The organism is Streptomyces sp. G7(2002) (assembly GCF_028870195.1).
Taxonomy (GTDB): Bacteria; Actinomycetota; Actinomycetes; order Streptomycetales; family Streptomycetaceae; genus Streptomyces; species Streptomyces nigrescens.
Genome location: NZ_CP102609.1, coordinates 8,311,419 through 8,330,832 on the forward strand (window position 1 = coordinate 8,311,419; position 19,414 = coordinate 8,330,832).

Below are 19,414 nucleotides of genomic sequence, written 5' to 3' on the forward strand. Positions count from 1 at the left end.
CCGTGGACTGGGCGGATTTCAAACGGTTTTTCCGCTGTGACCACGTGATTCGGACAATCGTGCGGCGGCCGGCAGGTGGCGGGCGGGCGCTGAACGGCCGTCAGGACCGGGGTGGGACCATGGGGGTCATGCGGACAGCGGGCAGTGCGAGGCGGACGGCGGCGGTCGCCGTGGCGGGGCTGGTTCTTCTGGCGGGCTGCGGCGGCGGTGCGGGCGACGGCCGGGACGGCGGCGGCAAGGACGACGGTGCGGCGAAGGGGGAGCGCCCCGGCGGCCCGGCCCGCGGCGGGTCGTCCACCACCCACCTCCGGCACATTCCCGAGGTCGGCCCGGCCCTGCGGTCACGGATTCCGGCCGCTTCCCGGCAGGTCGTGGCGGTCTACGGCGCGGGCGTGAACTCCGCCGACGCCACCGTCGTCCTCTATGACAAGGGCGCCAAAGGCTGGGACCGCAAGGGGAGTTGGGACGCGCACAACGGCCGGCGCGGCTGGACGGTGAATCATCACGAAGGGGACAAGCGCAGCCCCGTCGGGGTGTTCACGCTGACGGATGCGGGCGGTGTGCTCCCGGACCCCGGCGCCAAGCTGCCCTATACGCACTCCTCGGCGTTCACCCCGCCCTCGTACTGGGCCAAGAGCACCCGTCACGACTTCGACCATGTCGTCGCGATCAACTACAACCGCGTCAAGGGGACCTCCCCGCTGGACCCGACCCGGCCGCAGGGGCAGTCCAAGGGCGGCGGGGTCTGGCTGCATCTGGACCACGGGAGCGGCACGTCCGCCTGCGTCAGCGTCTCGAAGTCCGGGATGCGGGCCTTGCTGCGCGCCCTCGATCCGGCGCGGCACCCCGTCGTCGTCATGGGGGACAAGGTGCACCTCGCGGCCTGAGGGGCTCAGGCAGGGAGCATCGGGGTGTAACGGGGTGTAACGGGGCTGTCCGACGCTGGCGCGGCCGCGAGGGGATGAAAGCGGCGAGTGCGGTCATAGCTGACCGAAACCCTCCGGGGTGCATGCTCCGCCTTGGACCAAGCTCCAAGATTTCCAGGGAAGTTACCTCGGCCTCTTTCGTGGTGAACACCAAGCGGCAATAGTGACGGATCGCGGAAGTCCACTTCCGCATCCCAGAATCCGTCCATGGAGGAGTGCCCGTGCCGCACGCCACCGGAACTCTCGCCCGCCGCGCAGGCCGTCATCTGCGCACCAGCCTGTTCACCCAGGTCCTCATCGCCCTGGTCCTCGGCGTTCTCGTCGGACGCCTGTGGCCGGAGGCGGGTACGTCGCTCCAGCCGCTCGGTGACGGCTTCGTACGGCTGATCAAGGCGATGATCGCGCCCCTGGTCTTCTGCGTGGTCGTCGCCGGCATCACCAAGGCGGGCGACCTCAAGGCCTTCGGCCGGATCGGGGTCAAGGCCCTGATCTGGTTCGAGGTGGCGACCAGCATCGCGCTCGTCGTCGGCCTGCTGGCCGCCAATGTCTTCACCCCGGGTGCCGGGATGCATGTCGACCCGGCGTCCCTGGACAAGGGCGCGGTGGATGCCAAGACGGGCGGCGGACAGCTGCCCTCCACCACCCAGTTCGTCCTGGAGTCGCTGCCGAACAGCGCGGTCGGCGCCTTCGCCGAGAACTCCCTGCTGCAAGTCCTGGTACTGGCCTGCCTGGTGGGCGCCGCGCTGCTGCACCTCGGGCAGACGAAGGTGCCGCAGATCCTGCCGCTGATCGAGCAGGCCCAGGACGTGGTGTTCACCGTCGTCGGCTTCATCATGAGGCTCGCCCCGCTCGCGGTCCTCGGTGCCACCGCCCACCTGGTGGGGGAGTACGGCCTGGGCGCGATGTCGACGTACGGCAAGCTGATCGCGGTCTGTTACGGCGTCGCGCTGGCCTTCCTGGTCCTCCTCGCGGGCGCCCTCAAGGCCGTCACAGGGCTGAGCCTGTGGAGGTTCGTCCGCTACACCCGCGAGGAGCTGCTGCTGGCGCTCGGCACCGGCTCCAGCGAGACCGTGATGCCGCGGATGATGCAGAAGCTGCGGGCCGCGGGCTGCCGGGACGACGCGGTGGGTCTGGTGCTGCCGACCGGCTACTCCTTCAACCTCGACGGCGCCTCGATCTACCTCTCCATCGGCACGCTCTTCATCGCGCAGGCCATCGGCGTCGATCTGTCGCTCGGCCAGCAGATCACCGTGGTGCTGGTGCTGATGCTGACCAGCAAGGGCATGGCGGGCGTACCGGGTTCGGCGTTCCTCGCGCTGTCCGCGACGGCCTCCGCGCTGGGTGTCGTCCCGGCCTCCGCGGTCGCCCTGCTGCTCGGTGTCGACCGGATCATGGACTCGATGCGGGTGGCGACCAATCTGCTCGGCAACTGTGTCGCGGTCTTCGCGGTCTCCCGCTGGGAGGGCGCACTGGACCGGGTGACGGCGAAGAAGGTCATGAACGGTGAAGAGCCGGCTTCCGCCCCGGCCGACGGGCCGGCGGAGCAGGACCGGGTGTCCCAGCGGGCGCAACCCGGGCCGCACACGCCGCCCGGAGCGGTCACCGAACCGGGCGCCGCAGCCGCCCCGCCCCGCGACAGCTGAGGCGGCGGGCCCGGCCGGCGCGCCGCCGCCCGCCGGGCCCGGAGCGCAACCGGCTCCTACTCCTCGGGCTTCTTCGAATCCATCCCCGGCCGCGCCTTCTTCCACAGTCCGCGGGTGAAGTCGGGAATCTCCTGCGGGGCGCCCTTCGCCTTGATCGACAGATCGCTCAACGGCACCGGTGCGGTCCAGGTCGCCCCGTCATAGACGTCGAAGTCCGGTACGAGGCCAAGCCGCATGCACTGCATCAGCCGGAAGACCAGCATGTAGTCCATACCGCCGTGCCCGCCGGGCGGGTTGGCGTGCTCCTTCCAGAGCCAGTGGTCCCACTCCGCGTACTTGCTGAAGTCGCCCCACTCGTCGTTGCTCTGGTCCGGCTCCAGATAGATCCGCTCGGGGTAGTCCTCGAAGACGCCCTTGGTGCCGCCGAGGCTGTTGATCCGGCTGTAGGGGTGCGGAGTGGAGACATCGTGCTCCAGCCGGATCACCCGCCCCTTGGCGGTCTGGACGAGGCTGATGGTCCGGTCGCTCTCGATGTACGACTCCTTCCAGCTGGGGTCGTTCGCCGGCATGTGCTCCTTGCGGTAGGCGGCGAGTCCGAGCGCGGGCGTACCGAAGCTGGAGATCCGTACGGCGCGGTCGCCGCGGTTGATGTCCATGTAGTTGGCGACCGGGCCGAAGCCGTGGTTGGGGTAGAGGTCGCCGCGCAGCCGGGTGTGCCACAGCCGGCGCCAGGGACCCTCGTAGTACTTGGGGTCGAACATCAGGCCACGCAGATCGTGATTGTATGCGCCGGCGCCGTGCAGCAGATCGCCGAACAGGCCCGCGTGGGCCATCCGCAGCACCCGCATCTCGTTCTTGCCGTAACAGCAGTTCTCCAGCTGCATACAGTGTCGGCGGGTGCGCTCGGAGAGATCCACCAGCTCCCACAGCTGGTCCAGGCGCAGCGCGAGGGGGCACTCCACGCCCACATGCTTGCCGTTGAGCATCGCCGTCTTCGCCATGTCGAAGTGCCAGTCCCAGGGCGTGGCCGTGTAGACGAAGTCGATGTCGCCGCGCTTGCAGAGGTTCTCGAAGTCATGCTCGCCGTTGGTGTAGACGGCCGGCGCCGGCTGCCCCGCGGCGGTGACCTTCTTGGCGGCCTTGGCGGTCTTCTCCTTCACCGGGTCGCACAGGGCGACGACACGGACGCCCGGCACCGCGAGAAAGAGGTCGATCATGCTGCCGCCCCGGTTGCCGAGGCCGATGATGCCGACGCGTACGGTGCTGCGCCGCTCGAACGGCACCCCGATCATCGTCCGGCCCGTGGCGCGGGGGGAGGCGGCGGCCGTCGTGGTTGCGGCCGCCGCGGCCGGTCCGGCCGAGAGACCGCCGAGCCCCAGCCCGGCGCCCGCCGCACCGGCGGTCCACAGGACCGAACGGCGGCTCGGCCCCGCCTCGTTGTGGTCGTCGTGGTGCTGCGATGGTGCCTCGTTCATCGGTCCTCCAGGAGCGGTGGTCTGCCGGGGCCTACGTGAACCTCGGTCAGGACCCTGTCGGCCGGAGGCCTGAGGCACAAGAGGGCCGATTGGACTCTTGTTACGGCACGCTTGGACTCTTTGCCGTATTACCGGACCCATGGCGGCAAGACCGGACGGGCCACCGTCAGCACCTTTCGCAAGTCGCTGAAAAGCCTTGCAGAAAGCCTTGACGTGTCCACAAGGCAAACGGCAGGCTCCGGTACGGAAATCCCCCCACGGCGGCCCGGCGCGTGGCTGCTCTCGTGGGCGCGGTGCGCGCTGCCGCGCCCCATGACCAAGGAGCCGCAAGATGCAGCAACGTTCCCGTGTGCTGGGCGGGGCGCTGGCCGGAGTGCTGGCCGCGGCCGGCCTCGCCACCTTCGCGCCGTGGTCCTCCCAGGCCGCCCCTCCCGGCGAAAAGACCGTCACCGCCACGCTGTTCGAGTGGAAGTACGCGGACGTCGCCAAGGCCTGCACCGATGAGCTCGGTCCGGCCGGCTACGGCTACGTCGAGGTCTCACCGGCCTCCGAGCACATCCAGGGCGACCAGTGGTGGACCTCCTATCAGCCCGTCAGCTACAAGATTGCCGGACGGCTCGGCGACCGGACGGCGTTCGCCTCGATGGTCAGCGCCTGCCACACCGCGGGCGTCAAGGTCATCGCCGACGCCGTCATCAACCACATGGCGGCCGGCTCCGGTACGGGCACCGGCGGCACCCGGTACACCAAGTACGACTACCCCGGCACTTACCAGGACCAGGACTTCCACGGCTGCCGCAAGAGCATCTCCGACTACGGCGACCGCAATGACGTCCAGACCTGCGAACTGGTGGGCCTCGCCGACCTCGACACCGGCCGTGACTACGTCCGCACCACCATCGCCAAGTACCTCGACGACCTGCGGTCACTGGGCGTGGACGGCTTCCGGGTGGACGCCGCCAAGCACATCTCCGCCGCCGACCTCGCCGCCATCAAGGGCAAGATGCGCGACCCGGGTTACTGGGTGCAGGAGGTCATCCACGGCGCCGGTGAGGCGGTGCAGCCCGAGGAGTACACCGGCAACGGCGATGTCGACGAATTCCGTTACGGCCACCACCTCAAGAGCGCCTTCCAGGGCGGCAGCCTCGACCGGCTCAAGTCCATCGCGGACGGCAAGCTCGGCAGCGACAAGGCCCGTACCTTCGTCGACAACTGGGACACCGAGCGCAACGGCTCGACGCTCACCTACAAGGACGGCGCGGCCTACACGCTCGCCAATGTCTTCATGCTCGCCTCGCCCTACGGGTCTCCGAACGTCCACTCCGGCTACGAGTGGTCCGACAAGGACGCCGGACCGCCCAGCGGCAGCGGCGGATGGACCCGTCAGCATGCCAAGCGGGCGATCACCGGGATGGTCGGCTTCCGCAACGCGGTGGGCTCGGCGAAGCTGACCGACTGGTGGGACAACGGCGGCGGCGCGATCGCCTTCGGCCGGGACGGCAAGGGGTTCGTCGCCCTCAACAACGGTGACGCGGAACTGAAGCAGACCTTCGCGACCTCGTTGCCCGCCGGCACCTACTGCGATGTCGTGGCGGCCGCACCGTCCGCGTGCGACGGCCACACGGTCACCGTGGGAGACGACGGAAAGGCACAGCTCTCGGTCCCGGCCAAGGGAGCGGTGGCGCTGCACCGCACGCGCTGACCGGCGCACTGCCGCACCCGCCGGGCGGACCTGCCGCTCCCGGCGGGTGCGGGACACCGGCCGTTCCGCACCCGCCGCCGGGCCCGTACCGCACCGCGGCACCGCACGCCCCTCAAGCGGGCCGGGTGGCCAACTCCAGTGCCTGGAGGGCCGAGTAGTAGCCCCGGCCCGCCGTCGCATGGTCCATCCCGACCTCGCACATCCGGTTCGCCGACAGATGCGCGTCGAAGTGCCGGGCGGTCACCTCGGCCGCCTCCTTCGCGGTGGCCGACTCGGTCAGCTCCTTGTGCAGCATCCCGCGGTCACCGGCGAACGCACAGCAGCCCACGTCGTCCGGCACCACGACCTCCCGCGCACAGGCCTCGGCGACCCGGCGCAGCGGTGTCCCGTCGCCCAAGTGCTGCATGGCGCATGTGGGATGGAGCACCGCCGAGCCGACCGTACGCACGATCTCCAGACGGGGCAGCAGCTCCTCGGCGGCCCAGACGAGCGAGTCGACGACCGTCAGCCCGGCATGCAGCGTGCGATTGCCGGGCGTCAGATACGGCACGACCTCATGGGCGATGCCCAGCGTGCACGAGGACGCGTCCACCACCAGGGGCAGCCGCCCGCCGGCCGTCCAGCCCCAGGCCGCCTCGACGATCCGGTTGGCCATCAGCGCGGTGCCGCGCTCGTACCCCTTGGAGTGCCAGATCGTGGCGCAGCAGGTACCGGCCACCTCCGGCGGGATCCACACCGGCCGGCCCGCCCGCCGCGACACCGCCACCACCGCCTCGGGCAGGGGCAGACCGTGAAATCCGGCGGGCGGGCCGAAGATCCGGTTCACACATGCCGGGTAGTAGACCGCGGCCGCTCCCGCCCTCCGGGTCGCGGGCCGCGTCCGGGGCGCCGCGCCGGGAATCCGCGGCAGCCACTCGGGCACCAGGTCGGGGCGTACGGCCCTGCGGGCGGCGCCGGTCACCGACATCAGCAGCCGGTCGCCGATCCGGTCGGCGGCGGCCACCGCCAGCCGCGCCGCCTTCTCGACGGCCTTGAACTGCCGGGCGGCCTGCGCGGCGACCCACTCCTCGCGCGGAGTGTGGCGCCGGTGCCGGAAGTCCTTCATCAGCGCGCCGGTGTCGATCCCCACCGGGCAGGCCAGTTTGCAGACCGAGTCGCCGGCACAGGTGTCCACCGCGTCATAGCCGTAGGCGTCCAGCAGCTCGGTGGTGACGGGGGAGCCGGCCGGCTGGCGCAGCATCTCGCGGCGCAGCACGATCCGCTGGCGGGGTGTGGTGGTCAGGTCCCCGCTGGGGCAGGCCGGTTCGCAGAAGCCGCATTCGATGCACGGGTCGGCGCGCGCCTCGACCCGGGGGATGGTCTTCAGCCCGCGCAGATGCGCCCGCGGGTCGCGGTCGAGCAGGACGCGCGGCGCCAGGATGCCGTGCGGGTCCACGGTCTCCTTGATCCGCCACATCAACTCCGTTGCCCGGGGGCCCCATTCGAGCTCCAGGAACGGCGCGATGTTCCGGCCGGTGGCGTGCTCCGCCTTCAGCGACCCGTCGAAGCGCTGGACGGTCAGCCGGCAGAACTCGTCCATGAACGCGGCGTAGCGGTCCACCTCGGCCGGCTTCGCCGCGTCGAAGGCGAGCAGGAAGTGCAGATTGCCGTGTGCGGCGTGGCCCGCCACCGCCGCATCGAAACCGTGCCGGGACTGCAGCTCCAGCAGGGCCGTACAGGCCTCGGCGAGCCGGGCCGGCGGCACCGCGAAGTCCTCGGTGATCAGCGTCGTCCCGGGCGGCCGGGAGCCGCCCACCGCCGTCACGAACGCCTTACGGGCCTTCCAGTAGCCGCCGATCGCCCCCGGGTCCCGGGTGAAGGCATTGGTGACGGACGGGACCGGCGCGACCAGTTCCAGTTCCGTCAGCACCTGCGCCGCGGCCCGTTCGTACGCCTCCCGGCCGGCCTCGTCGGGCGCCCGGAACTCCACCAGCAGGGCGGTGGTCTCCTTGGGCAGCGCCGCCCAGTCGGCGGGCACCCCGGCCACGCGCACCGAGGCGCGCAGCGTGTTGCCGTCCATCAGCTCCACGGCCCGCGCGCCCGCCGCGTTGAACCGCGGTACGGCCGCGGCCGCGGCACCGAGCGTCGGGAAGAACAGCAGCGCGCTGGAGGTGTACCGGTCCAGCGGCAGGGTGTCGAAGACGGTCTCGGCCACGAAGCCGAGGGTGCCCTCGGAGCCGACCATCAGCCCGCGCAGGATCTCCACCGGTGTCGCGCCGTCGAGGAAGGCGTCCAGGCGGTAGCCGTTGGTGTTCTTGATCTCGTACTTGGCGCGGATCCTGGCCACCAGATCCGGATCCGCCTCGATCTCCGCCTTCAGCGCCAGCAGGCCCGCGCACAGCGCCGGTTCGGCGTGCGCCAGCTCCGCGTCGGCGTCCGGTTCCGCGGTGTCCACGATCGTGCCCGACGGCAGCACGAGGGTGACCGAGGCCAGCGTCCGGTAGGAGTTACGGGTGGTGCCGGCCGTCATCCCGGAGGCGTTGTTGGCGACCACTCCGCCCAGGGTGCAGGCGACGGCGCTGGCCGGATCGGGCCCGAGCAGCCGCCCGTAGCGGGCCAGGGTGGTGTTGGCGCGCAGCACGGTGGTGCCCGGCCGGATGCGGACGCGGGCCCCGTTGTCGAGCACCTGGAGGCCCGACCAGTGCCGGCGGACGTCGACGAGGATGTCCTCGCCCTGCGCCTGGCCGTTGAGCGAGGTCCCGGCGGCCCGGAAGACGACCTTGCGGCCCTTGCCGTGGGCGTAGGAGAAGACCGCGGAGATGTCGTCGAGGTCCTCGGCCACCACCACGACCTGCGGGACGAAGCGGTACGGGCTGGCGTCGGAGGCGTAGCGGACCAGGTCGGAGATCTTGTGGAGCACCTTGTCCGCGCCGAGCAGCGCGATCAGCTCACCGCGCAGCGGCTCGGGGGTGCCGGACGCCCACGGGCCGGCCACCCGGTCGTGGGCCGGGCCGCCGGTGGCGGTGGGCCGCAGGGTCTCGGGGTCCGGCTCCAGCAGGGGCATGGCGGCACTCCTCCGGTTGACTGGGCGTCAGGACCTGTCCGGTGGGCCGGCACGGGCCCGCGCCGGCCCACCGGACAGGCCTTGGGTCAGTGCGGGGCCCCCGGCCCGTCGACCAGGGTGGACAGCAGTCCGCCGAGCACCTCGCGCTGATCGGCGGTGAGCGGTGCCAGGATCTCCTCCGCCGCGGCCCGCCGTGCGCTGCGCAACGCCCGCAGTGTGGAACGGCCGGTGTCGGTGAGCTCGATCCGGATCACCCGCCGGTTGGCCGGATCGGGCACCCGGCGCACCGCGCCATGGGTCTCCAGCGCGTCCACCAGCGTGGTCACCGCCCGTGGGACGACCTCCAGCCGCTCGGCGAGGTCGGCCATCCGCGGCGGGGCGTCGCGGTAGTGGCCGACGATCCGCAGGAGCCGGGACTGCGCGGGGGTGAAGGCGATGTCCAGGTGTGCCAGATGGTGCTTCTGGGCGCGGTGCATCCGGCGGGTCAGCCGTACCAGCTGCTCGGCGAGGTTCGTGGTGCTGACCGTCGGCTCGGGGGAGGGCATACGGCGAGGATAGCGGACAGCAGGACTTAATTCATTGTGAGTATAGGTAACAATGAGCTAGGCTCCACGATGCTTGTTTCCCCGGCCGCCCCTGCCGCGATGCCGCACACCCTCGAAGGAGCCCATGCGCAGCGACGAACCCCAATGGACCCCACCGCCCAAGGACCCGGAAAAGCCGGTCCCGTTGCGGCGGATCCTCGCCCTCTTCCGCCCCTACCGCGCCCGGCTCGCCGTCGTCGGCCTGCTCGTCGGCGCCTCCTCGCTGGTCTCGGTCGCCTCCCCGTTCCTCCTCCGGGAGATCCTGGACGTGGCGATACCCGGCCGGCGCACCGGACTGCTGACCCTGCTCGCCCTCGGCATGATCGTCACCGCCGTCGTCACCAGCGTGTTCGGGGTGCTGCAGACCCTGCTGTCCACCACCGTCGGCCAGCGTGTGATGCACGATCTGCGCACCGCGGTCTACGCCAAGCTCCAGCGGATGCCGCTGGCCTTCTTCACCCGCACCCGTACCGGCGAGGTCCAGTCCCGGATCGCCAATGACATCGGCGGTATGCAGGCGACGGTCACCTCCACCGCCACCTCCCTGGTCTCCAACCTGACCTCCGTCCTCGCCACCGTCTGCGCCATGCTCGCCCTCGACTGGCGGCTGACCGTCGTCTCCCTGCTGCTGCTTCCGCTCTTCGTCTGGATCAGCCGCCGGGTCGGCAACGAACGCAAGAAGATCACCACCCAGCGGCAGAAGCAGATGGCCGCCATGTCCGCGATGGTCACCGAGTCCCTCTCCGTCAGCGGCATCCTGCTCGGCCGCACGATGGGCCGCGCCGACTCCCTCACCCGGACCTTCGCCGACGAATCCGAGCGCCTGGTCGACCTGGAGGTCCGCGCCAACATGGCCGGCCGCTGGCGGATGGCCACCATCGGGATCGTGATGGCCGCCATGCCCGCGCTGATCTACTGGGCGGCCGGACTGGTCCTCCAGATGGGCGGCCCGGTCTTCTCCCTCGGCACCCTGGTCGCCTTCGTCTCGCTCCAGCAGGGCCTGCTGCGCCCCACCGTCTCCCTGCTGTCCACCGGCGTCCAGATACAGACCTCGCTCGCGCTCTTCCAGCGCATCTTCGAATACCTCGATCTGCCGGTCGCCATCACCGAGCCCGCCGAGCCGGTCCGTATCGCGGCCCCGCGCGGCGAAGTCCGCTTCGAGAACGTGACGTTCCGCTACGACCCCGAGGCCGCCCCCACCCTCGACGGCATCGAACTGACCGTCCCCGCCGGCGGCAGCCTCGCCGTCGTCGGGGAGACCGGCAGCGGCAAGAGCACCCTGAGCTATCTCGTGCCGCGGCTCTACGACGTGACCGGAGGCCGGGTCACCCTTGACGGCACGGACGTCCGCGACCTCGACTTCGACACCCTCGCGCGCTCGGTCGGCGTGGTCTCCCAGGAGACCTACCTCTTCCACGCCTCGGTCGCCGACAACCTCCGCTTCGCCAAGCCGGACGCCACCGACGCGGAGATCGAACGCGCCGCCAGGGCCGCCCAGATCCACGACCACATCGCCGCCCTCCCCGACGGCTACGACACCCTCGTCGGCGAGCGCGGCTACCGCTTCTCCGGCGGCGAGAAACAGCGCCTCGCCCTCGCCCGGACCATCCTGCGCGACCCGCCCGTCCTCGTCCTGGACGAGGCGACCAGCGCCCTGGACACCCGCACGGAGCACGCCGTGCAGCAGGCCATCGACGAGCTGTCCGAGGGCCGCACCACCCTCACCATCGCGCACCGCCTCTCCACGGTCCGCGACGCCGACCAGATCGTCGTGCTGGACGCGGGCCGGATCGCCGAGTGCGGCACCCATGACGAGCTGCTCGCCGCCGAGGGGCGCTATGCGGCGCTGGTACGGCGTGACGCATACCTCACCCCGGTCGGTGATCAAGTCATGGCCCCGTAAGTGACCCGCGGGTAAGGTCGGATGCGCGGCGGCCAGTTCAATGGTCGGGGTGGCCGCCGCACCCACTCCTCGGCTGCCTGGCCCGCCGCGTCGGCCGGTCTCAAAGAGTCAGTTCGGCCTCAAGGACCAGTTCGGCTGGTCCCAAGGATCAGTTCGGTCGGTCTCAAGGACCAGTTCGGCCGGTCTCAGAGACCAGTGGTGAAGCCCTCCAGTGCCGTGGCGACCTCGGCGGGAGCCTCCAGAGGTAGCAGGTGCCCACTGTCCGGGACGATGTCGAACCGGGCCTGGGGGACGCTGGGCAGCAGGTGGCGTTGCAGGACGTGCGGCGGTTCGACCTGGTCGTGCTCGCCGGCCAGGACGAGGACGGGGACATCGACCGCCCTGACGGCGTCCGTGACATCCGCGGCAATACCCCGCATCGGCCACTCCAGACGCGCGGCCTCGTCGCTGTTCAGACTGTCCCGCACCACGGCGCTGCGGACGGCCCCCGACAGTGGCGTGGCGGTGAGGGCGTGGTCGAGCGCCTGCCCGACGGACTGCGCCGAATCGTAGGCGTGGGAGAGGGAGTACCGGTACTCGGTCGTCACCGCGGCGGGCGGCTCCGGCGGTGCGGGGGCCAGCAGCGCCAGCCCTGCCAGGCCCGCAGGACGGCGGGCGGCGGCGAGCAGACTCACCTTGCCGCCCATCGAGTGGCCGACGAGGACGAAGTTGTCCAGGCCCAGGCCCGTGACGATGTCGATGAGATCTTCAGCGAGCTGGTCCAGTCGGTGCGGTCCGGGCAGCGCCCGCGACGCACCCCAGCCGCGCTGGTCGAAACGGACCGTGTCACGATCCGCCGGGAGCCGCTCCACGACGGCGTCCCACGTACCGGCGGACCCGCCCCAGTAGTGCACGAACACCAGCGTGGGCCCGCACCGCCCGCGCCGGCGGACCTCGATCGAACCGTCTGCCACGCGCACGTGGTGTGTTGTGGATTCTGTCGCCATGGAGACCTCTGAGCTGTATGTATCGGGGAAGGGTACGAAGAGCTGCTCCAGCCTGAGTTCACGCGGCTGAGCAGGGGGTTATGGCGCAGACGCTACAGTCGCGAGGCAGCGGAATCCCGGTCGAAAGGTGCGAGCTTCTTGTGAAAAGCGGTCAGCTTCCCGGGGTCAGGCAGCTGCGCTACGCACCGGCTCCCCAGGCGGAGTTCGATGTCGAGATGCTCAGCTTCGCGCAACTGCGGCTCATGGACCGCGGCCGCCGGCGAACCCGCCCTCAACGCCCGGACTTCCATGTCATGGCCTTGGTGCAGTCGGGCGTAGGACGGCACACCGCCGATTTCATCGAGTACCCCCTGCGAGAGCGAACCGTCGTGTGGATACGCCCGGGTGTGGTGCACCGCTGGACCGATGTCGACGATCTGGAAGGCCCCCTCCTGCTCTTCGAGCAGGGCTTCCCGCCCGCTCCGGGCCCCGTGGCGCACGCGGCGGGGGACGTCTTCGGCCCGGTCTGCTGGCAACTGGAGGAGGACGTCTGGGAACTGGCCGTGCGGGCCTCGGACCACCTGCGGCACGAGCACGCGGCAGCGGTATCGCATCCACGACTGGCCTCGGTCCCGGTGCTCGCCCACCTTCTGTCGGCCCTCGTGCTGCGGGTGCTGCCCGCCGAGCCGGCCGAGCCCCCGACCGGCCAGCCCCACGAACACACCGTCTTCCACCGCTACCGGGCCGCGGTGGAGGAACAGTTCACCCGGCACCACCACGTACGTGACTACGCCTCCATCCTCGGCTACGGCCCGCGCACCCTCACCCGGGCGACCCGCGCCGCAACGGGCCTGGGCGCCAAGCAGTTCCTCGACCAACGGATCCTGCTGGAGGCCAAACGGCTGCTCGCACACACCGACCTGCCCGCCGCGCGCTGCGCAGAGCACCTCGGCTTCCACGACGCCGCGAACTTCACCACGTTCTTCCAGCGTCAGGCCGGTCTGTCCCCCAGCCGCTGGCGCACGGGGCACGACGGCCGCTGAGCCCGTGAGCCGGAAAGCAGAGGCCCCCTCCCGAAACTCAGGAGGGGGGCCGTCACATGGCGGGCCCAAGGGGCGTGTGATCAGGGCGTGGTGAGGTCGATGGCGGCGGCCATCGCGCGATAGCCCTCGTCGTTCGGGTGCTTGTGGTCGCCGCTGTCGTAGGCGGGGAGCAGCGCGTCCGGGTCGGACGGGTCGGCCAGCGCCGTGGCGAAGTCGGCGACCGCATCGAACTCGCCCGAGGTGCGTATCCAGGCGTTGACCTCCCGGCGCTTCGCCTCGGCGGTCGGCGTGTGGTACTCCGCCCCCTTGAACGGCATGATGGTCGCCCCGGTGATCCGCACCCCCGCGGCACGCGCCTGTCTGATCAACTCCCGGTAACCCGCGATGAGTTCAGCAGGCGACTGGTCCGGGTTGGGGCGGTAGGTGGGCAGCTCGATCTCACTGAAGCCGATGTCGTTGAGGCCCACCAGGACGACCACGGAGCGCACACCCGGCTGGTCGAGCACATCGCGGCGGAAGCGGTCACCGGCCCGGTCGCCGTACCATGCCGAGTCGTTGAGCAGCAGGTTCCCCCCGATGCCCTGATTGAGTACGGGGCGCGGGGTGCCTTGGTCCGCGAGCCGTTCGGCCAGCGCGTCCGAGTACCGCCGGTTGTCGTCGATGGTCGAGGCGAACCCGTCCGTGAGGGAGTCGCCGAAGACCACCACCGTGTCGTCCCGCGCCGGACCGCCGTCCGCCAGCTCGACGGCGGCGAGGTAGTACCAGGACACCGTCGTCTCGCCGAACACCGCCGGATCGGCCGCGGCGAGCTGGTCACCCTCGGCGCGATAGGTGGTGGCGTACGCCTGGGCATGGAATGAGGCGGGCCCGGTCGGCCGCGCGAAGTACAGCGACACCGTCAGTGACTCGAAGGGTGCCACATGCACCTCGGCGGCGTCGCTGTAGATCTCCTCGCCCGCCGGGACCCGCACCGAGCGGGCCCCGCCGAAGGTGAGCGGGCGCACCGAGCCGGCCCGCTCGGCAGCCCCCTTGTCCGTCAGGGCGATCGTGGCGCCCGCCAGCTCCAGCGGGGCGGTGCCGTAGCGGTGCGAGAGCTTGATCCGGGCCGAGGTGCCGGAGCCGGTGACCCGCACGATCTGGCGCACGGTCTGGTCCGCGAACCCTTCCTGTGCCCAGTTCTTGTGGAACCCCTCGCTGGGGCGCTGGATGGCCGCGGCCCAACCGGCGTTCCAGAAAAGGGAAGTGGTGTTGTCGTTCATGGTGCTGCTGCCTCTCTGCCTCACTGTCTCTCTGTCGTTCGCCGGGTGGCGAGGGCAGTGAGTCTTCCGGCGGGCGTGCGGGCTACCCAGACCTCTGCTCTTCGTACGCTTCGGATGCCTGCCAATGCCAGGGTCACCCTCATCGCCCCGTTCCCCGCGCAGTCGCAGTCGCAGTCGCAGTCGCAGGCCGGTGCCGCGCCCGTCGCAATTCCGCCCGCCTGTGTCCGCATGCAACACAACGTTGCGTTGCATACGAAGAGTTGGCGCGCTACCGTCACGCACAGCGCAACGCAACGCACCGTTGCGTTGCTGGGGAGGGGGAGGGGCACAGTGCGGAACCAACTGTTCGCCGGGGGAATCCAGGACACGGCGGACGTCCACGAAGCGGCAGAAGCTAACGACGTGGCAGACGTCAACGAAGCGGCAGAAGCCAACGACGCAGCCCGGACCGTCGGCCGCTTGCGCGAAACCTTCGCCACCGGACGGACCCGGTCCTTGGCCTGGCGGCGTCGTCAACTGAACGCACTGCGCGCCCTGTTGACCGAGCAGACCCCCGCACTCACCGAGGCGCTACGGCGTGACCTGGGGAAGAGCCCGGTCGAAACGCTGACCTCCGAGGTGCGCCTGGTCACGAACGAGATCGATCACACGCTGCGCCATCTGCACCGCTGGCTGCGCCCGCAGCGCGTGCCGGTGCCCGCGGCGCTGCTGCCGGCCCGGGCGCGGACGGTGCGCGAACCGCTCGGCGTGGTGTTGATCATCAGCCCGTGGAACTACCCCGTCCAGCTCTCGCTGGCGCCTCTGGTGGGCGCGCTGGCCGCGGGGAACTGCGCGGTGCTCAAGCCGAGCGAGCTGGCGCCGGCGACCTCGGCCGAGCTGGCCCGGCTGCTGCCTCGTTATCTGGACCAGGACGCCGTGACCGTCGTCGAAGGCGGGGTCCGGCAGACCACCCAGCTGTTGGAACAGCGCTTCGACCACCTCTTCTACACGGGGAACGGCACGGTGGGACGCATCGTGATGACGGCCGCCGCCCGCCACCTCACCCCCGTCACCCTGGAACTCGGCGGCAAGTGCCCCGTACTGATCTGTCCCGGAGACGACCTCGCCACCGCCGCCCGGCGGATCGCCTGGGGCAAGTTCCTCAACGCCGGGCAGAGTTGCACGGCTCCCGACCACGTACTGGCCATCGGCGACACGGCCGGAGCCCTGGAGCGGCACCTCGCCGAAGCGGTCAGGGCGATGTACGGCCCGGACCCCGCCCGCAGCCCCGACTACGGCCGCATCATCAACGACCGCCACTTCGACCGGCTCACCGCGCTGCTGGGCCACGGCCGGGTGGTGACCGGCGGCGGACACGACCGCGCCGCCCGCTATATCGCCCCGACGGTGCTCGCCGACGTCGAGCCGGACGCCCCCGTCATGGCCGAGGAGATCTTCGGCCCCCTCCTGCCGATCCTGCGTATGCCCGACCTGGACACCGCGCTGACCTTCATCAACGCCCACGACAAGCCGCTCGCGCTCTATGCCTTCACCACCGACCGGCGGACCAGACGGCGGCTGCTCACCGAAACCTCCTCCGGAGCGGTGGGCTTCGGGCTGCCCAACGCCCATCTCACGGTCCCCGGGCTGCCGTTCGGCGGGGTCGGCGAGAGCGGCCTCGGGCGCTATCACGGGCGTCACTCGGTCGAGACGTTCAGCAACGCCAAGGCCGTGCTCGACAAACCCCTCTTCCCCGACACCGTGCGGGCCGTGTACCCGCCCTTCACCACGGCCAAGGAGCGGCTGATCCGCCGGTTCATGTGAGTGCGCCGTGCGGGCCGCTCAGGGGGCCCGGAGGTCACCCGGCCTGCACATCCCGGTCGATGAGGGTGTGCGTCAGCTTCATCAGGCGCTCCCGGGCCCCGGTGTCGTAGGCCTGGGCGTGTGCCCGGGTGTCGGTGAACCGGTCGAAGTAGCGGCCCGTGGTGGTGGCGAGATCCGGGTCGAGCAGCAGCCGGACGGTCGGGCGGACCCCCTCCTCGATGCCGATGACCGGAGTCAGGCCGTACGCGCGCACCCCGTCGGTGTCCATCAGATGGGCCGGGTGGAGCGTGTTGACCGTGACACCGGTGCCCGCCAGCTCGTCGGCCAGATGGAAGGTTGCCATGATCAGCGCGAGCTTGCTCCGGCAGTAGGCGCGCAGCCCCTCGTAGTCCCGCTCCAGCATGACGTTGTCGAAGTCGATGGCCTCCTGCCCGATCGAGGCGACGTTGACCACGCGGGCCGGCGCCGAGGCGGTCAGCAGTGGCAGCAGCGCACGGGTGAGGGCATACGGGGCGAGGTGATTCACCGCGAACCGCAGCTCATGGCCCTGCCGGCTCACCTCGCGCCGGAGCGGCTCGGCGCCGCCGCCCGCAACGGCGTTGTTGATCACACCGTCGAGCCGGGGTTCCGCCGCCCGGATGCGGTCGGCCATCGCGTGCACCTCATCGAGATCGGCCAGATCCGCGAGGTAGGTACGGACGGTGGTCTCGGGGGCGGCGGCCCGCACTTCGGCCGCTACCTTGTCGAGACGGCTACGGTCACGGCCGTGCAGCAGAACGGTGCCACCGCGGGTGGCGAGATCGAGCGCGAGGCCGCGGCCCATTCCCTGGGTGGCGCCGGTGATCAAAGTGGTACGTCGAGTCATGACAGCCAGCCTGACGGCACGGCGCGATGACCGGGAGTGTCTGCTGAACCTGGTGTCACCACCACCACCCGTCGTGCGATCGGCCCGAGCCGCGGATCCGGGGCGTGCCCCGTCCTGGTGACAGCGCGCGCCGCGATCACCGAGGCTCCCCAACGGTCAGAGGGGGCAACGGAACTGCCCGGACAACACACCTAGATCGTGTCCCAGTACTCACGCAGCCACTCGCCGTCCGGCGCGTCCCCGAGCGCGTAGCCCGCGCTCCGGGCGTCCGGTACGACAGCGAGCTCTCCCCAGCGCACCGGCCAGGCCAGACGCTCCTCCACGGTCCAGGCGAGAACCTTGTCCAACGACTCCGCACCCCGGCCGTCCGGAGCGATCACCACCCCCTCCTCGAACAGTGCGCACCATGCCGCGTCATCCGGCGCGAAGTGCCTCCTCGCGAAGAACCAGTAGTTGTTCCCCAACGGCTTGGGGCCCCGCGGTCTGTGGAGGAAGGTGAAGTCGCCGAGGACCTCGCCGGATCCGGCCCGGAGGAACCGCAGGGTGGTCGGGCTCATCGCGACCAGGACGTCGTCGGCGCCCCACAGCAGCACACCGGTCTCGGACGGGACGTCCAAGGTGCGCAGCCGCCGCGGCTCGTCCCCGTCCAGCGACCAGACCTCCACCCGCCCGTCGGCCGTGAGCCAGGCTCCCGCGTCGCCGGACGGGGCCCATGCCCAGGAATCGGCGTAGACCATGGCCTCTTCCACCGGTGTGACGTCGAGGCGGTAGCGGAACCGGTCCTCGTCATGGATGAGGACACCTGGCTGTGTCCCAGCGGCGTTGCCCTCGCCCACCAGGGCTGCCAGCCGCGGCACATCGCCCTGCATGCCCCATTGCAGTGCCGAAACGCCTTGATGCCCGGCCCCCTTCCCGTTCGGCTTGCCGGTCACCGCGTCGAGGAAACACAGCCCCTTGTCGTAGTGCGCGAGCAGCCGGTCATCCGGGCTCCAGGCGGCGAGCTCGCCGATTCCGGCCAGCCAGCTCACCTGCCCGGACGAGACGTCGACGACGAATGCCTCCGTGTGGCCCCTGCTCCCGCCCTGCGCCTGCAACCGGGTGCCGTCCCGTGACCAGCGGGCCCAGGCGTCGGCCTGGAGCGTGACGTCGTCGTGCGCGTCCATCTCCTCGGTCCGCAGGTCCTCCCGGAGCCTGTCGGCCAGCAGGAAGGGGTGCCCGGGCGTGGCGTCACGGGACGTCCACTGCAGTTCGCCGCTCTCCATGGGGACGATGCAGCCGCCCACCTCGCACGGAGTCCCGGAATTCACGAAGACCTGCTTCCCGTCGGGCGCCAGCGCCCAGGGCACCGGCCGGGCCAAGCCGTCCGTGATCAGACACTGGGCGAGGGTGACGGAACCGAGGTACGGGCTGAACGGATCGAAGACACCGATGTGGTGGGTGTTGTACGCGAGGCCGATACGGCGGCTGTCGGCCGACCATTGGATGCTGCGCTCGTAGCCGGGCCGGCCGATGCCGCCCTCAATGCCGATGACATTGACGCAGCGTCCGGTGACCAATTCCCAGATCTGCAAGCTGCCGCCGTAGTCGTCGCCGGTCAGGGTGCCGGTGGCCAGATAGCGGCCGCAGGGGCTGAGAGCGTAGTCGTTGATCTCCGCCTTGTGGGTGTCCGGATGGCGAAGGATCGCGCCCTGACTCTCGCGGAGCTCTCGCGTGGCGGCGCGGTGCTCCTCGGTGATGCCCTGCTCGCGCTCCAGCTTCAGCAGCCGGGCCCGCAGGGTCACCAGATCCGACACCGCCCCGGCCTGAGGCTCGTCGCGGTCGGGGGCGTCCTCATCGGCGAGCAGGGCCCGTAGCGCGTCGTCGTCGAATATCGGGATGCTGCGCCTTCGTGCCTCCTGGAGCTTCTTCCCGTCGTTGAAGTGGAGGCTGTCCACGAACGCCAGATCCGTCCGGCCGGTCACCGAACCCGTCACCCGGGCACCCAGCTCCTCCAGCCGTCGCTGCGCCTCGTCCTGGCGCACGCCCTCGAAGCGGCCGATGAGCACGATCGACTTCCCTCGTACATCCATGCTCCAGACCGTAGCCGCAGCCACTGACAACGGCCTTCCCGTGGCGTTCAACAGCCATTTCGAAGCGGGAAGTTGAGGTGCGCGGGAACTGCTCCCCGGGAGGTGGCACGCGATCTCCTCGGCACTGCGCGCCT

At 70.7% G+C, this 19,414-nt stretch carries 13 protein-coding genes; 6 read left to right on the top strand and 7 right to left on the bottom strand.

The window, feature by feature from the left end; translation table 11 throughout:
• Positions 1-119: 119 nt before the first annotated feature.
• A complete protein-coding gene (locus NUT86_RS35620) occupies positions 120-887 on the top strand; it encodes a hypothetical protein (RefSeq protein WP_401849772.1) in 768 nt (255 codons plus the stop codon).
• 260 nt (positions 888-1,147) lie between these two features.
• Positions 1,148-2,569 (top strand): cation:dicarboxylate symporter family transporter, encoded by a 1,422-nt coding sequence (locus NUT86_RS35625; RefSeq protein WP_148589257.1) that lies wholly within the window; start codon positions 1,148-1,150, stop codon positions 2,567-2,569.
• Positions 2,570-2,625: 56 nt separating this feature from the next.
• Here the strand turns inward: NUT86_RS35625 and NUT86_RS35630 are convergent, their stop codons facing one another.
• A complete protein-coding gene (locus NUT86_RS35630; protein ID WP_262040689.1) occupies positions 2,626-4,044 on the bottom strand; it encodes a Gfo/Idh/MocA family protein in 1,419 nt (472 codons plus the stop codon).
• 331 nt (positions 4,045-4,375) lie between these two features.
• Between NUT86_RS35630 and NUT86_RS35635 the strand changes: the two genes are divergently transcribed.
• Positions 4,376-5,746 (top strand): alpha-amylase, encoded by a 1,371-nt coding sequence (locus NUT86_RS35635; protein ID WP_159484773.1) that lies wholly within the window; start codon positions 4,376-4,378, stop codon positions 5,744-5,746.
• Between the two features lie 112 nt (positions 5,747-5,858).
• On the opposite strand, the gene NUT86_RS35640 is transcribed toward NUT86_RS35635, so the two are convergent.
• The gene (locus tag NUT86_RS35640) at positions 5,859-8,789 is read right to left on the bottom strand and encodes an FAD-binding and (Fe-S)-binding domain-containing protein (RefSeq protein WP_274739488.1); all 2,931 of its coding nucleotides are present in this window, start codon (positions 8,787-8,789) and stop codon (positions 5,859-5,861) included.
• 86 nt (positions 8,790-8,875) lie between these two features.
• The gene (locus tag NUT86_RS35645; RefSeq protein ID WP_274739489.1) at positions 8,876-9,334 is read right to left on the bottom strand and encodes a MarR family winged helix-turn-helix transcriptional regulator; all 459 of its coding nucleotides are present in this window, start codon (positions 9,332-9,334) and stop codon (positions 8,876-8,878) included.
• Positions 9,335-9,458: 124 nt separating this feature from the next.
• Here NUT86_RS35645 and NUT86_RS35650 point away from each other — a divergent pair, with 124 nt between their 5' ends.
• Positions 9,459-11,276: an ABC transporter ATP-binding protein gene (locus tag NUT86_RS35650; RefSeq protein ID WP_109894725.1), complete on the top strand. Its 1,818-nt coding sequence runs from the start codon at positions 9,459-9,461 to the stop codon at positions 11,274-11,276.
• Positions 11,277-11,461: 185 nt separating this feature from the next.
• Here NUT86_RS35650 and NUT86_RS35655 read toward each other — a convergent pair whose 3' ends face one another.
• A complete protein-coding gene (locus NUT86_RS35655; RefSeq protein ID WP_274739490.1) occupies positions 11,462-12,235 on the bottom strand; it encodes an alpha/beta fold hydrolase in 774 nt (257 codons plus the stop codon).
• Positions 12,236-12,402: 167 nt separating this feature from the next.
• On the opposite strand from NUT86_RS35655, the gene NUT86_RS35660 reads away from it, so the two are divergent.
• On the top strand, positions 12,403-13,284 hold the full coding sequence (locus NUT86_RS35660) for an AraC family transcriptional regulator (protein ID WP_274739491.1): 882 nt from the start codon (positions 12,403-12,405) through the stop codon (positions 13,282-13,284).
• Between the two features lie 80 nt (positions 13,285-13,364).
• Here the strand turns inward: NUT86_RS35660 and NUT86_RS35665 are convergent, their stop codons facing one another.
• Positions 13,365-14,543 (bottom strand): SGNH/GDSL hydrolase family protein, encoded by a 1,179-nt coding sequence (locus NUT86_RS35665; RefSeq protein WP_274739492.1) that lies wholly within the window; start codon positions 14,541-14,543, stop codon positions 13,365-13,367.
• Between the two features lie 330 nt (positions 14,544-14,873).
• Here NUT86_RS35665 and NUT86_RS35670 point away from each other — a divergent pair, with 330 nt between their 5' ends.
• Entirely contained in the window at positions 14,874-16,346 is a 1,473-nt protein-coding gene (locus tag NUT86_RS35670; protein ID WP_274739493.1) for an aldehyde dehydrogenase family protein, read from the top strand.
• Positions 16,347-16,380: 34 nt separating this feature from the next.
• Here NUT86_RS35670 and NUT86_RS35675 read toward each other — a convergent pair whose 3' ends face one another.
• Positions 16,381-17,211 carry an SDR family NAD(P)-dependent oxidoreductase gene (locus tag NUT86_RS35675; protein WP_274739494.1) on the bottom strand — a complete coding sequence of 277 codons (831 nt, stop codon included), beginning with the start codon at positions 17,209-17,211 and terminating at the stop codon, positions 16,381-16,383.
• Positions 17,212-17,402: 191 nt separating this feature from the next.
• A complete protein-coding gene (locus tag NUT86_RS35680) occupies positions 17,403-19,280 on the bottom strand; it encodes a WD40 repeat domain-containing protein (RefSeq protein ID WP_274739496.1) in 1,878 nt (625 codons plus the stop codon).
• Positions 19,281-19,414: the final 134 nt, after the last annotated feature.

Coding starts and splice junctions, on each gene's coding strand:
- NUT86_RS35620 (WP_401849772.1), top strand. CDS start 120: ATGGGGGTCATGCGGACAGCGGGCAGTGCGAGGCGGACGGCGGCGGTC.
- NUT86_RS35630 (WP_262040689.1), bottom strand. CDS start 4,044: ATGAACGAGGCACCATCGCAGCACCACGACGACCACAACGAGGCGGGG.
- NUT86_RS35635 (WP_159484773.1), top strand. CDS start 4,376: ATGCAGCAACGTTCCCGTGTGCTGGGCGGGGCGCTGGCCGGAGTGCTG.
- NUT86_RS35640 (WP_274739488.1), bottom strand. CDS start 8,789: ATGCCCCTGCTGGAGCCGGACCCCGAGACCCTGCGGCCCACCGCCACC.
- NUT86_RS35645 (WP_274739489.1), bottom strand. CDS start 9,334: ATGCCCTCCCCCGAGCCGACGGTCAGCACCACGAACCTCGCCGAGCAG.
- NUT86_RS35650 (WP_109894725.1), top strand. CDS start 9,459: ATGCGCAGCGACGAACCCCAATGGACCCCACCGCCCAAGGACCCGGAA.
- NUT86_RS35665 (WP_274739492.1), bottom strand. CDS start 14,543: ATGAACGACAACACCACTTCCCTTTTCTGGAACGCCGGTTGGGCCGCG.
- NUT86_RS35675 (WP_274739494.1), bottom strand. CDS start 17,211: ATGACTCGACGTACCACTTTGATCACCGGCGCCACCCAGGGAATGGGC.
- NUT86_RS35680 (WP_274739496.1), bottom strand. CDS start 19,280: ATGGATGTACGAGGGAAGTCGATCGTGCTCATCGGCCGCTTCGAGGGC.